This window comes from Streptococcus sp. FSL R7-0212, from assembly GCF_038007985.1.
Taxonomy (GTDB): Bacteria; Bacillota; Bacilli; order Lactobacillales; family Streptococcaceae; genus Streptococcus; species Streptococcus parauberis.
Window position 1 is genome coordinate 781,906 of the sequence record NZ_JBBOYF010000001.1, and the last position, 15,243, is coordinate 797,148.

General features: G+C 34.0%; 8 protein-coding genes and 2 pseudogenes. 8 read left to right on the forward strand and 2 right to left on the reverse strand.

All coding sequences use genetic code 11. The features are described from left to right. Position 1 precedes the first annotated feature (1 nt). From MKY69_RS04100 to MKY69_RS10565, 4 genes and pseudogenes are all read left to right on the forward strand, one after another. Entirely contained in the window at positions 2-1,618 is a 1,617-nt protein-coding gene (locus tag MKY69_RS04100) for a relaxase/mobilization nuclease domain-containing protein (RefSeq protein WP_340791023.1), read from the forward strand. Continuing rightward, a complete protein-coding gene (locus MKY69_RS04105; RefSeq protein WP_340791024.1) occupies positions 1,615-1,776 on the forward strand; it encodes a hypothetical protein in 162 nt (53 codons plus the stop codon). Before MKY69_RS04100 ends, MKY69_RS04105 begins: the two co-directional genes overlap by 4 nt. A 94-nt stretch (positions 1,777-1,870) precedes the next feature. Then, a pseudogene (locus MKY69_RS04110) lies at positions 1,871-2,221 on the forward strand (ClbS/DfsB family four-helix bundle protein); the annotation flags it as partial. Positions 2,222-2,251: 30 nt separating this feature from the next. Next, positions 2,252-2,818: pseudogene (locus MKY69_RS10565) on the forward strand (hypothetical protein); the annotation flags it as partial. A 60-nt stretch (positions 2,819-2,878) separates the two neighbouring features. Here MKY69_RS10565 and MKY69_RS04115 read toward each other — a convergent pair. Continuing rightward, positions 2,879-4,831 carry an ATP-dependent helicase gene (locus MKY69_RS04115; RefSeq protein ID WP_340791025.1) on the reverse strand — a complete coding sequence of 651 codons (1,953 nt, stop codon included), beginning with the start codon at positions 4,829-4,831 and terminating at the stop codon, positions 2,879-2,881. Beyond that, positions 4,816-6,900, reverse strand: a complete 2,085-nt coding sequence (locus tag MKY69_RS04120; RefSeq protein WP_340791026.1) for an AAA family ATPase — start codon at positions 6,898-6,900, stop codon at positions 4,816-4,818. Before MKY69_RS04120 ends, MKY69_RS04115 begins: the two co-directional genes overlap by 16 nt. 211 nt (positions 6,901-7,111) lie before the next feature. On the opposite strand from MKY69_RS04120, the gene MKY69_RS04125 reads away from it, so the two are divergent. The 4 genes from MKY69_RS04125 to MKY69_RS04140 are packed head-to-tail and all read left to right on the forward strand — an operon-like array spanning position 7,112 to position 15,115. After that, positions 7,112-9,085, forward strand: a complete 1,974-nt coding sequence (locus MKY69_RS04125; RefSeq protein ID WP_340791028.1) for a site-specific DNA-methyltransferase — start codon at positions 7,112-7,114, stop codon at positions 9,083-9,085. Positions 9,086-9,098: 13 nt separating this feature from the next. Then, positions 9,099-12,002, forward strand: coding sequence for a type III restriction-modification system endonuclease (locus MKY69_RS04130; RefSeq protein ID WP_340791029.1), 2,904 nt, complete (start codon positions 9,099-9,101; stop codon positions 12,000-12,002). After that, complete coding sequence (locus tag MKY69_RS04135; protein WP_340791030.1) at positions 11,992-13,263, forward strand: hypothetical protein; 1,272 nt, start codon at positions 11,992-11,994, stop codon at positions 13,261-13,263. Before MKY69_RS04130 ends, MKY69_RS04135 begins: the two co-directional genes overlap by 11 nt. Beyond that, positions 13,253-15,115, forward strand: a complete 1,863-nt coding sequence (locus MKY69_RS04140) for a DEAD/DEAH box helicase (RefSeq protein ID WP_340791031.1) — start codon at positions 13,253-13,255, stop codon at positions 15,113-15,115. The genes MKY69_RS04135 and MKY69_RS04140 overlap by 11 nt, the downstream gene beginning before the upstream one ends. The last annotated feature ends 128 nt before the right edge of the window (positions 15,116-15,243 follow it).

Sequence of the window (15,243 nt, forward strand, 5' to 3'; positions counted from 1 at the left end):
TATGGTCGTTACAAAAGTCTTACAAATTAAAAAAACGGATAGCCTTAAAAGAGCTGTTAAGTATATTTTAGATGATGCTAAAACTTTGGAAACTGACTTATCAAAGGATAGTCCATTTCCATTAGTAGTCAAGGATGGACAAGTCTATCATCAGCTCATTTCAGGTCACTTAGTTTCAAACTTAGGTCAAGCAGATATTGAAATGTGTTTGACAAAAAAGTTAGCTGACCAGCACCTTGGAAGAAGAGAAAACTCTGATTTAAAGTCTGGTAAAGGTGTCTTAGCGCATCATATTATTCAATCTTTTTCACCAGAAGATAATCTTTCATTGGAAGAAATACATGAAATAGGCCGACAAACAGTTTTGGAGCTGACAGGTGGTCATCATGAATTTGTAATGGCTACTCATGTTGATAAAGGCCATGTCCATAATCATATTATTTTTTCATCAACGGATACTGTCACGCTCAAAAAGTTTAGATGGCAAAAATTTACTAAGCGAAAATTGGAACTCATTTCAGACAGACTTTCTGATTTAAAAGGTGCAAAGATAATTGATAAAAAGTCTGAATTATTTAATCATACAAAGTATGAAGCATACCAAAAGGTAACATCTTTCAAACGTGAAATAAAATCACGTTGTGACTTTTTACTGAAGCATGCAACATCCCTTGAAGACTTCAAAGAAAAAGCCAAAGCTCTTAATTTATCTGTCGACTTTTCAGGCAAGCATGTGACTTACCGTCTGCTAGATAGTGAGCAAGAAAGAAATACTAAAGACAGTGGTTTGTCAAAAAGAGGTGGTTATAGTTTGGCTGCTATTGAAAAACGTACTTCAAAAAATAAAGTAGGTTATCCTTTAGAAACTATCAAATCAGAATATGATAAATTACTCAAAGCAAAAGAAAATGATTTTGAAATGCGTTTAACGATTGAGCCCTGGCAAGTAAAATCTGAAACATTGACTGGTATTTATTTAGAAGTTGATTATGGTTTATCTAACAAAGGGCTTATTAAGATTCCAAGAAGACAATTTGATGAATTAGAAGATGGTAAGTTTGATATCTTTATCAAGAAGTCCGATTATTTTTATTTCATGAATACGGATAAGTCGGAAAATAATAAGTATATGAAAGGTGATATCTTAATGAAACAACTTGCTTATAACAATGGTCAAGTGGTTTTAAACAAACATAAAAATATTTCAAAACTTGATCAGTTGATAAAAGAGTTTGAATTCTTATCTTTGCATGATATTTCTGATGGGGAACAATTTGAAGCTTTGAGTAATACTTTTAAAGAACAGTATGAATCAACACTAACTACACTTGATACTCTAGATAATAAGATTAGTGATTTGAATAAACTATCCTCAGCACTTTTAGCTTTTGAAGAAGGTGATGACTCATCATTAATACTTTTAGAAGATTATCACATAGAACCTACAATTGGCATGCAGGGACAAATTGAAAAGCAAATTTTAGAAGCTTCTGTAGAAAGGCAAGTCCTCCAGGATAAAATAGATAGTATTGCTTCAGACTACAAAATGTATGAAAAAGTACGTGACCATTCTTATCACAGAAAAGAAGAAGACAAACAGGAGGAAAAAACAAGATGAAAAAACTTAAAAAATTTAGTCAAAGAGAAATTCGATATATTTTAATTTTATTATTAACGGGTATAATCGTTAGTATTTTAGCTGAGAAATTCGGACTTATTAAATCTCGTTATATTTATCATCTGGTTAATCCTATTTTGCGCTCATTGATAAAATAATGACTATACAGTAATAAAAAAATGTAATATTACTTATGTTAACGTTTCCATTTGCTGTTTTTTAGTGATATAATTTAATCTGAAGGAAGGTGTTATTTTACGAGCGTACAAAAATAAGGAAGAACTAAAAGCTGAAATAGGAAAAAAATTTGAGAAGTATATTTCGGAATTTGATAATATTCCAGAATCTTTAAAAGACAAGAGAGTTGATGAAGTTGATAGAATTCCAGCTGAAAACATTGCTTATCAGGTTGGATGGACAACTTTAATACTTAAGTGGGAAGAAGATGAGAAAAAAGGACTTGAGGTCAGGACGCCGTCAGAAAACTTTAAATGGAATAAACTCGGTGAATTATATCATTGGTTTACGGATACTTATGCTCATTTATCATTGCAAGAGTTGAAAGGTAAATTAAATGAAAATATCAATTCTATTTATGGCCTGAACTTTGATGATGAGCCAGTTTGGAAAAGAATAATTAGCGAAGAAACCTTCTTAAGTGAGGAATTCTCGCCTAGGTTTAAACAGACAGTAAACCTGTTAACAGATAAAGATGTTGATATCTTTTTGAGGTTACTAGAACTAGTTGTGCTAGATTCAGATGAGGAATACTATCTTTATGCACCTGTTACAGATGAAGAGGTTGAACTTTACAAGAAGTATGGGATAGGTGATCGGGAATTTTTCAGTATGAAAGAAGCGGGCTTAATAAATCTTGGTGAAAGAGTTGATAACAAACTAACAACTTATGATTCTGATTTCTGTGGTTTCCAAAATGACAATCTAGTTGTAGCTATTCAAGCAGAGAAAATTGAGTCTTATCAACTTAATTACAAAAGCTATGCTTTTACGCAAGTTGGGTTAGATCTATTGGGACTTGCAGAAATAGAAACAAGCGACCTGTTTTTTACAGAACTTGCGAAGCTAGTAAAACAAAACTATGCGAATGCTCCTGTTAAAGTTCACTTATTTAGTGTTGAAGACATAGAAGATGCTGAAGATATAGAAATGATTGATTTTAGTAAAGACATATTGCAATAGAAAACAGAGCTCTTATCTTGTTTATTAATATAGCAAGATAGGAGCTTTGCTATTAATCTTTTAAATCAAAGATTCGTTATGAACTTTAAATCCAAGTTGTTCAAATTTTTGTATTTGTAAATCCATATTGCCCTTTATTTTGTTGCTATCTAATAAGACAGTTATGTCTTTACGAGCTCTCGAGCACCCCACATAAAAGAGTTTATAAGCACTCAAAATTCCATATACTTGAGATTCTTTAAAGCATTTTTTTGCGTTAGTCACATTTGGATTGGATATGAATGTTTGATATTCTAAAAAACAGAGTTTATTAAATAAATCGTTCTCCTGAAACATTGTCATTATACTAGAGGCAGCGCCTTTTAAGTAATCTTCATGAGCGGTGAAACTATCCTTCTTTAAATTGTTAATTTTCATCCCTACTTTTTCAGTAATTTTAGTTAATTCGAAAGAATATTGATAATAAAATTCTTCTAATGATGTGAGTGAGAGTTCGGTATCTGACCAAATATCAAAAAAATTATACATACTCACATGTGGATTATAACTATCATCGGCAACAAAAATAACTTCATCGTGACTTTCTCCTTTTACGCCATGTTGTGTGGATACTTTTGGGTACTCCAAATAGTTATAAAGTTTTATTACTTCTTCGATAGGCACATCCAATGCATCAGAATAACTTTCATCTTCCATAATCTCGCTTAATGTTACTGCTGATTGTGGAATTTTTTCTTTTAGAAAAATCAAGACATCTTTGATAGATTTTTTTGAAGAAGATACTATCAATGCCAATTCTTCTAAAATTGTATTTAAAGTAACTTTATCTTGATGGCTAGACAGCTTCCAGTCTTTTAATCCAATCGTTGACTGTTCATCCTTAATTTTTTTAACGATTACACCGTAGTTATTAGATGCATAGTTATTATTAATAAAAGCTACTGAAAAAATAAGTCTTATCAAAGAATCAGGATTATCTTTAGTATTGTCTGTTAATACATCTACTACACCATACTTTTTACTAAAAGAATAGCGATCCATCTTACTAAACGTACTATATAAGGAAGGGCAACCTATTTTCTGAAATCTAGATTGATTAGATAAGAACAAAGTTAATGAATTCGGATACTCATCCAAAATTTGAGTTAATTTTTCATCAACATCGTTGCAGATAATTACTCTAGGATCAAAATTAGGAGCAATCTTGTTCATATCCTCAAAAACATTTTGAACAAAACTGGAATCATTGTATATATTATTTAGCAGAGTTATTATTTTGGGAATTGAACGATAGTTAGTAGTTAAAGCTTTACTAGAATCAAATTTTAAAAACTTTGGTTCAAAGCTACCATCATAATTTTTGTAAATTTGCTGCATCTTATCACCGAATAGATATAAGATTGTTCTTTTTTCGTTTAAGCTTTCATAAAAAATATTTAGAACATCTGCGGTTGTATCCTGATATTCATCAATGAAAACGTACTGGAATTTGTATGATAATCTATTCTGTATCACTTTATATTTTAGAATAATTTTACTTGAAAATGAAATAAGGTCATCGTGGCCTAAGCCGCCATAATATAGGGAATTAAAGCTATTTTCATTGTAATATATATTTGTAATATTTCTTCGAAGAACATCGATACTCAGGTCTCCGTATTTTTCAATATATTTTTTATTGCTTTCAGTCTGATTTTCTTTAGCCTCTCTATTATCAATTCTTTGTTGTATACTATCTTGGTAAGTATCAAAATATAAGTCAATAATTTCTTGGCTACCAAAATATTGTTTCATAAAATTGTTTAAAAATGAGTGAATTGTTGAAATAGAAATATTAGGAGAAGAAAAACTCTTAGAAAGTTCATCTGCAGCTCTATTGGTATACGTTATACATAATACATTGTCTTTGGAATTAATCGAAATAATGTTATTAATCATTTCTCGAATAGTGGTTGTTTTACCACTGCCTGCGGGAGCATTAACGATGAAAAAATTTTCTATTTTTCTAACCACTTCAACCCCTCCTCAATATAGTAAGGTAATGTATCCATTAATTTATTATTTAATACAGCAGAATACATAAAATCTGTTTTATTTTTTGAAGTACTATTAACGATGTGCCTTACTCCAATAAGGTCATCAGTGTTAGGGATCGAATATTTTAATTTATCCCTATTTCTTTTATCTTTCCACTGTTCCTTTGTCGATGTATCAAATACCTTTACATCATACAGTTTGCATAGCATTGCTTCTTCTAACGTTCTTGTATAGCCGTCCTTTTCACCTTGGAAAGTTAAGCATATGTTATCGCCTATTAAAACATATGGTTCATTATCCTCTCTACAGGAGTAAATTTCTTTAATAGTTTTTGTGTTTTCGGTTTTTACTTTCATATTTAATAATTTATTTATGGAATCGTTTGTAGATCTGGAAACTTCTATTTCATTTTTAGTATTACATTCTTTTCCATAATCTATATCTGTTATTATTAGAGATTTTATATCCAAATATTTTAGAATAGGTTCATAGTTAACTGCGTACGCCCCTCCAACTTGAACAAATGAAAGATACTGACTTTTTAGTTTAGGAAATGGTGTTTGATCAGCTTTCAAAAGACTATTAATAAGCATCCGTTCCGTATCGCCTTCATACAAAATAACTTTATCCGCAAAAATAATATCTGGAAAACTAATTGCATAAAAATAATTGTAAAAATCCAACAATTCAGGCATACCTTCTAAATTATTATGAAAACTTCTTAAATCATATAATGAACACTTGAAGCTATTAACTTTTCTAAGTACCCTTAATTGAGATAACTTTGAACCTCTAACAACTTCATGCGAGTGTGTAGTAATAAAACCTTGCAATTCTGGTTTGGAGGCAAAGTAAGTAAGTAAATATTGTGAAAAAACATATTGCATTTGGGGATGCATATGAGATTCTGGTTCCTCGATTACAAAAAGATTAACCAACAATGGATCAATTGTTTTATTAAATTTTTCTAGTTGCAAATGCATATAGATAAGATTGCTATACCCTAATCCTTGTGATGATTCATTTAAATAGTGGTCATCCAGCATATATTGGGCACTTGTGATGTTTTTAAGTAGTGATTTAAGAGAATCTTCAGTGATGTCCATATTAATAATGATTTCGTTTGTCTGACCACCGTTCGTCATTAAAATTGAAGACATTGTTTCTTTAAGAGAGTCAATGGAAGTGCTTTTTATAATTTGTTCGATATTTTCATTTTCGATAGCCTCCAATATTGTATCAGGTAAGCTTTCAATCGTTCTTGCCCAATTTTCATCTTTACTAGCAATATCAACAATATTTTTACTTAAGATTTTACTTCTGTCCGTACTAGTATCATCTAAGGTTCTTCCAGCCATAATTTTTTGAAAATTGAAAAGCTTTATGAAATCTTTACGATCAATCTCTCCGCCATTTTCGAAGTTACTATCTGTAAATCTAATGGTTTCTGATAGGGATTCAAAATATACTTTCAAAATTATTTTTTTAATATTTTCATCGTTATTATTTTCAGGATTTGAAAGTATTTTTCTGATGCGATGTTCTAATTTATCGTAATGATTTATTAGATTCTTTCTAAAAAGAGAGTTATCTACATTATATTCATAAACAAAATAGAAACTGGAAGAAGATGGATCAAGATCCATTATGTAGTCAGCGAAATTTCTTATATCATCATTTGTAACATCATAATCAATTTGAAATTTTAGTTTAATGGGCTCAATAATTACTTCATTCTTTTCATCTGTATTAGGAAAAATCAAATTATGAATATTGGAGATAATATTTTCTTTTTGAGTATCTTCTTGAAAATAATTTAATATTTGTGGATAAACATCATTTACCCACTGTTGAGTATTAACTACAGAAAAATCTTCACCGGATAATTTTTCGGTACCAAAATTAAAAACACAGTTCAGAAGTTCGACTAGTGAAGTCTTACCACTATTATTAGCTCCAGCAAGAAATGTAAGTCTATCTTCCAAATTAAACGTGGCATTTGAAATTTGCCTAAAACCTGAAATTTCGATAGTTTTAATCTTCATACTATTCTCCAATTGTTCATCAATATTTGTTTTATTATATTTTAACACGTTATGTACGTAAATACTAAAGAATACCTGAGTATGATCTATCCGTAAAACCCATGAAAATAGCGGTTTTATGGTATAATAGCACCAATAGTCGTTTTACTATTTAATAGCATTCTGTAATTTAAAGTAAAAGACAAAATATTTATCAAGAGGAAGTGTCAAGATGTTACGAGATAATCAACAATTTAATGAGTCAATCAAATCAAATTCTGCTTTTTTGGACGAATTACGTCAAAAAATGCCAGAGTTTTTTACTGCTACCAAATATGATGAAGAAGGTAATGTAATTGAATCATCAGCCTTTGATAATGATAAATTCCAACAAGCCTTAAAAGAACATAATATTGATGAATTATCCAGTGGGTACCGACTGGATTTTATCGGCAAGAACTATGCCAAGAAGCAAGCCGGAGAACGCCCAACGACCGTGATTGTACCTGATAATGACCATAACCAAAAAGAAGAAAACATAAATAGCAAGAATTTGTTTTTTACTGGCGACAATTTAGAAGTCTTGCGCCACTTACAACAGAATTATGCAAATAGTGTGGACTTTATCTATATCGATCCCCCATATAATACCGGTTCAGACGGCTTTGTTTACCCTGATAAGTTTGAATACTCAGATGACCAACTCAAAGATATGTTTGCCCTAAATGAAGATGAACTCAAACGATTAAAATCGATTCAAGGTAAAGCTACTCATAGCGCTTGGCTAACGTTTATGTACCCTAGGCTTTATTTAGCAAAGAAAGTGCTGAAAGATACTGGTGTAATTTTTATATCTATTGACGATAATGAGCAGTCTAATTTGAAATTATTGATGGATGAAGTTTTTGGGGAGGGGAGTTTTATTGCTGAAGTTATTTGGGAAAGAGCCTACGCCCCCGTTAATTTGAAAAAGCATTTTTCTGAAAGTCATGATTATATGCTAGTCTATGCCAAGAATGAGTCCAAACTGATATCTAATGGTTTATCACGTTCAGAAGAAGCTAATAGTAGATATTCAAATCCTGATAATGACTCAAGAGGTCCATGGAAATCGTCAGATTTTTCTGTAGGACCGGCTGTAATGTCAAATGTTTATGAGATTACTTTGCCGTCTGGAAGAATTGTAACACCGCCTAGTGGACGCAGTTGGGTGCTTTCAAAAGAACGTTTTTTAGAATTTAGAAATGATAATCGTATTTGGTTCGGTGTTAATGGAGATGCGATACCCTCAACCAAAAGATTTTTATCCGAGGTTCGAAATTCTTCAGTACCAATGACAATTTGGAAGTATCAAGATGTTGGACATTCTCAATCAGCGAGTCAAGACTTAAAGAAATTGTTTGATGGCCAGGCGTATTTCACCTACCCTAAGCCTATTAGTTTAATTAAAAGAATTCTACAGCTATATTCCCAAAAAGATAGTCTTGTTCTTGACTTTTTCGCTGGTTCTTCAACTACCGCAGACGCCGTTATGCAACTCAACGCCGAAGATGGTGGAAAACGTCAATACATCATGTGTACTCTGCCTGAACCAACTTTTACAGTGAATTCTGATGGTAAAGAAGTTCCAACTAAAGGCGGGGAAGCTGCATACAAAGCTGGTTATAAATCAATTGATGAAATATCGCGTGAACGGATCATTCGTGCAGCCAATAAAATTAAAGAAGAAAATCCTTTACTTACTGAATCGCAAGACTTAGGCTTTAAACATTACCGCGTGGTGCCTCCTACCCAAGAAACCCTTGAGAAAATTGATTATGATGACCAATTACAACTAGACCTATTCGATGACATGATTGACGCATTCTCAAGTGAAAAATTAGGTGTCGCAGGGAATGCAGATGGGTTTGATACCATTTTACACACTTACCTTGCGAAAGATAACTACAAGTTTGATGTACCATTACAGATGAAAGACTTTGCTGGAATTCAGTTACCTTATGTGAACAATCAACGTATTTACTTAATTGCGAACAATTGGCGAGCAGAGAATACGAGAGCTTTGGTCAATGCGATAGGTAAAAATGAATTAGTGGTTCAAACCATTGTTGTCTATGGCTATACCCTGGAAATGGAAAGCTTACGAGAATTAGAGATTGCACTCAATCAACTAGAGAACAAAGTCAATCTGCAAGTGAGATATTAGGAGGCAGTAAAGCATGAAAATTCTATTAGAAGAATTACCCCATCAGCTGGAAGCTCTCCACGCTTTAGATGAAGCGTTTTATGGTTTGGATGACCGCACGGCAGATCCAGATAAAGATTATGTGTATGCCAATCCGATTATTAAAGGGCGAGGAAATGAAAATACGAACATTGATATCAAGATGGAAACGGGAACAGGTAAAACCTATGTCGGTGTCCGAGCCATGTATGAGTTACATCAAAAATATGGCTTATTCAAGTTTATTGTTGTGGTTCCAAGTCCAGCGATTAAAGAAGGCTGGAAAAACTTTATTGAAGCGGATTATGCCAAGCAACATTTCTCACAATTTTACGAAAATACTCAAATCAATCTCAATGTAATCAATGCTGGCGACTTCAATAGTAAGAAAGGTCTCTTGCCAGCTCATTTGGTTGAATTTATCGAAGGTGACCGCTTGAATTCATCAACCATTCAAGTGCTATTGATTAATGCTGGCATGCTCAATTCTTCCTCGATGAAAAAGGACTATTCTCAAACATTATTGTCTGGCTGGACATCGCCCTTAGAAGGACTCAAAGCCACTCGACCAATCGTGATGATTGATGAGCCACACCGTTTTCCAAGAGATAAGGCGAACTATAAGTCGATTACAGCAGTCGAACCGCAAATGATCATCCGCTTTGGGGCGACTTTTCCTGATATAAAGGTTGGGAAAGGCCGTCAAGCAACCATCGTGAAAGACTATTACCGCAAACAACCTCAGTTCAACCTCAATGCGGTCTCTTCTTTCAATAATGGCCTGGTTAAAGGAATTGATGTCTATTACCCCAATGTGACTGAAACGGAATCTAAGGAACGGTATGTGGTCGAATCAGTTACTAGCCAACAGCTCGTTCTTAAGCACAATTCAACTCTCTATACTTATGGTAAAGGTGATGACATTGGCTTTGATGGGGACATTTATTATGAGGGAGCTAAGAGACTATCAAATGGACTTGAATTGGAGAAGGGTATGGCTTTCTTACCTGCTACAATGACGAGCTCCTACCAAGAACTCATTATTCGGGATGCCATTGAGAAGCATTTTGAAGCAGAGATACCAAACTTCCTACGAGAAAATGAGTTTCAACCGAAAGTCAAAACCTTGTCACTCTTCTTCATTGATTCGATTAAATCGTATCGCGATGAAAAGGGATGGTTAAAAGAACTATTTGAGAAGCGCCTTCGACGCAAAGTTGAAGCGTTGATTCGTGAGTTTCGCTTGAAAAAGTTACCTCGGGAACAAGAATACTTATCTTTCTTACAAGCGACCTTGGCTGATTTAACGGAAAATGTTCATGCGGGTTACTTTGGCGAAGACCGTGGTTCGGGAGATGAAGCTATTCAAGCTGAGGTGGATGACATCTTAAAAAACAAAGAAAAACTACTGTCGTTCAAGGATGATAAAGGGAATTGGCAGACTCGTCGTTTCTTATTTTCTAAATGGACTCTCCGCGAAGGTTGGGATAATCCCAACGTCTTTGTGATTGCTAAATTACGAACCTCAGGTAGTGAGAATTCTAAGATTCAAGAAGTTGGTCGTGGCTTGCGCTTACCAGTGGATGAGAATGGTCATCGGCTTTTGCAGGATGAACTTCCAAGTAGATTACGTTTCTTGATTGGCTATGACGAGAAAGACTTTGCTAATAAACTAGTTGCAGAAGTCAATGACGATGCTGCAATTAAGTTAGATGAAAGTAAACTAACCTCCACTATGATTCAACTAATTGTTGAAAAAACAGATAATTTAGATGAAGAAACTTTATTAGAACAACTCGATGCTGCCAATATTATTAAACGTAATAACGACTTTAAAGAGAATGGCTTTGAAAAGTTGATTGAACTGTATCCTACTTTAACTGAAGCTACACAAGTTAGAAAGGGAAAAATCACCACAGGTGGTCAAAAAAATCAACAGCGCATCAAACTTAATAAAGAAAATTGGAATAAAATGCGTCATCTATGGGAACATTTTTCAAACCGCTATATGTTAGAATTTGATCGAGTCAATGATGAAGCCTTGCAGTTGCTCATTGATGAAATGATCCAAAATAAAAATAATTTTACATTTCAGTATCCAGAATTCACTCGAAACGAATTGTATTATAATGACGATAATGGTGAAATGCGGGTACGTGAACAAACAGCCAGTTACGATGGTCGTAAGCCAATTGCTGGTATGAAATATGGTGAATTTTTATTAAAATTGACCCAACGCACTAAATTGAAACCAGCGCAATTGCACAAGAGTTTATTTAGTGCTTTAAAAGAAACCTATGGTGGCAATAAAGATTATATAAATGAGTTAACGCTTAGTAATTTAGTACGTGACTTCAAAGATCGATTTGAAAAACGCTATGCTCAAAGCTTTCATTATCACGATTTAGAATTTCAAGCAAGCACTTCTGTTTTTAATGCGGCAACTAATGATTTTAAAGAGGATATTTTAGCAACTGTTATCGGTGTAAATGAAGACAATGACGTAATAGACGATGGCCGACAACTCTATGAAATTCCACCACTTCGATATGATTCAGCAAATCCTGAAAGAGAACTCTTAAAGCGTGGCTACGATTCCAATATTATTTCTTTCGGTAAATTGCCTAAAAAAGCGATCCAAGTACCAAAATATATGGGAGGAACAACTACTCCTGACTTTGTTTATATTGTTGAGAGAGAAGATGAGTCACACGTTTATTTATTAGTCGAAACCAAGGCGGAAGGCTCAGGTAAACGTCTTAGCGATGAGCAGATTGTGGCAATACAAGAGCGCTTCTTTGGGGCATTGAAACAATATGATGTCGAATACCAGGAAGCAACGGCAGCACAAGATGTATACGATAAATTAAGAAAGGTGGCGAAGTTAAATGACAAATAATTTGATGGATTTAGGGAGAACTGGCGAAATTGCTAAAACGGGTGCCAAACCTAAATTGCCTACAACGATTCCGAATTTAACAGATACGATGCTCGATGTGTATCGTATACCACTAAAATATTTGTATTATAACGATGAAAATGGGCGTATTTCCACACAGATTAAAAGAGAATTTGGTACTTTAATGGCTCAAACCGATGAAACGAATCCTGACTACAACAACAAGATAGCAACGTTTATTGAAGAAGATAATGCTACTGCTTTAAAAAAGACTAAAAAATCGATCAAAGAAAAAGGCCAACAAGTTTATGGTTATGTACTGCAAGATGGGCGTATTATTGACGGTAATCGTCGTTTTACTGCATTGAGACAACTACAAACAGAAATTGGTACGAGTCAATATTTCGAAGCTGTCATTCTACCCTTTACTTATGATGCAAAAGCTAATCGAGCTCAAATTAAACGACTAGAGCTGGCAATCCAAATGGGCACGGAAGAAAAATTGCAATATGACCCTGTTGATTTAGCAGTAGATATCTACCAAACAATTATACGTGATAGTTTGATGACGAAAAAAGATTATTCAAATGAAGCTAATATGACCGTGAAAGAAATTGAAAATCGAATTGCAACTGTTGAATTGGTTCATGATTTTCTTCATTTCATTAATACGTCTCCAGAGGCATATTTTATTATTAAAGACGCTAAACTCTACAACCCTCTTTTTGAACTTGCAAAGAAATTTGCGACAAGTTTTCCTAATCAAGGACCAAAGTATGAACAGACTAAGGAGAGTGCTTTTAGTCTACTTGGAAAAATGGTTCATACCGGTGGGGATACAGTAAGAGAAGTTCGCGACTATTTAAAGAATATTGTTAGTTCAGCTGACAATGATGATTATAATGACTCTATTGAGGAATTTGTTGAAGTATTTCGTGATAAACTAGAAAGTGGACCAATTCATTCAGCATCAGATTACCGTAAACGTTTAGAAGAAGCAACACCTGAGCTACGTCATATCACTGAAGTATATAATAAGACTGTCAACCGCCAAAATCGTGGCAAGAACGTAGATAGTTTTATTGCGAATGTAAAAGAAACACTAAACACTCTAAATGATATGAAGCGTGGAAATGGCTTAACAGGTAATTTACAGTTTACTAATTTTTCTAAAGATCAAGTTGTCGAGATCCGCGACACGCTCATTAATATCAATCTGATTAGTGGCGACCTAATAGAGGTGTATGAAGATGAGCTTTAATGTCAAGTTGGTCGGTGACGAAGGTATCTTCAAGTTCATTGACAACGAAGATGGCGTTTTAAAGACTCGAAAAATGAGTCGATTTTTGGAGAGGTATCATTCTTTTTTTCAAAACCTTGATCAATTAGAACTTTCAAGTGAGTTGAATTATGTTCAACTCACTGAATTGATTGCAAAACTTAATGATAGGCTAGATGACAATTTAGAAATAGATGAAGAAGTACGTGCGTTTATTGAACAAAATAGATATGCAATAGACGAGCAGAGAATTGCCGGGATAACTATTAAAGAATACGATAATCGTTGGAACTTAGAATTACAGCAATTTGAAGAGATTGTTGATCGAGAAATCAGTCGTCCCTTGAAACCACAACAAATTCAAGCGAGTTTTTATTTAGCAACTATGAAGCGTGCTGCAAATTTTAGTGTGCCTGGGGCTGGCAAGACCGCGATGACCTACGGGGCTTTTGCTTATCTCTCCTCGTCAGCTGTGAATGAAGTCAATAAAGTGTTAGTAATTTCACCTCTTAATGCCTTTGAAGCTTGGCGAACAGAGTTTATGGAGGTGTTTGGCGACAAGCGTTCACTCCATTTTATGAATTTGAAAGACTTTGATAATCCAGGGGATATTCGAACAAATTGGGGAATTGCTAATGTGACTGTGATTAATTATGAATCACTCTTTGGCTGGAAACTATCGGTCTTGAATGCCTTAATTGATGAAAATACGATGATAGTGTTCGATGAGGTTCATCGTATAAAAAATCCAGCTGGGAAACGAGCCCAAAGTGCCTTAGAGCTAGGAAAGCAAGCACGTTATCATTACGTACTCACAGGAACTCCCATCCCAAATTCTTACAAAGATATCTACAATTTTCTGCATTTGCTATATGATAATGAGTATGAGTCTTTCTTTAGCTGGGATATCCACGATTTAGAAGCATCGAATGCTAACGAAATTAACGAGAAGCTACAGCCTTTTTTTTGGCGTACCACTAAAAAAGATTTGAATGTCCCTGAAGCTGAACCAGACCAACTCATCGTTGTTCAACCCAGTGGGCGACAAATTGACTTAGCTAAAACGATTCATGAAGTTGAAACGAATGTTTTGGGCCGATATATTCGTTTATTGCAAGCGTCAACTAATCCGGCACTCTTGACTGAAAAAATTAATTTGAATGATTTAGGTTTTTTATTTGATGAAATAGACTATTCGATTGAATCTGCACTAGATCAAGTTGAGCAAAATAAAGCTAAACAACGTATGTATTTTGATGCTGGCGTAGACTCAATGGTGACACCTAAGTTTACCACAGGAATGCAACTGATTGAACAACTGGTTGCTGAAGGCAAGAAGGTTATTGTTTGGGGGATGTTTGTTGGAACCATGCACAAAATATATAATGAGCTAAAAGAAAAAGGAATACTGTCGCATTTGATTTACGGACAAACGCCTAAAGAAGACCGCGTTGAGTTAATCAATCAATTTCGCAGTGGGCCCGTTCAAGTTCTTATTTCAAACCCTGCGACCTTAGGAGAGTCCATCTCATTGCATCAATCAGTTCATGATGCTGTTTATTTTGAATATAACTTTAATTTAACCTTTATGTTGCAATCGCGAGATCGTATTCACCGATTAGGTTTAGCTGATGATCAATACACACGATATTATTATTTGATGACAGAGGGAAACAAGGCGCATGACGGCTTCATCGATAGACTAGTTTACAATCGGTTGAAAGAGAAAGAAGCCGTGATGATGAATGCTATAGAAGGTAATTTGTTACTTCCAGAGGTAGGAGATGATTATTTGGAGGATGTGAAGAAAATAATCACGAAGATTACGGTATAGAATATTAACTACAAAATGGTTGAACAGTGGACCAAATAAATTATATGCTAATCACTGCCTTTTTGAGCTTGTAGATTTTTTAAGTGTTGATTACTTTATCTTTAATATGCGACTAACCATTTACTATA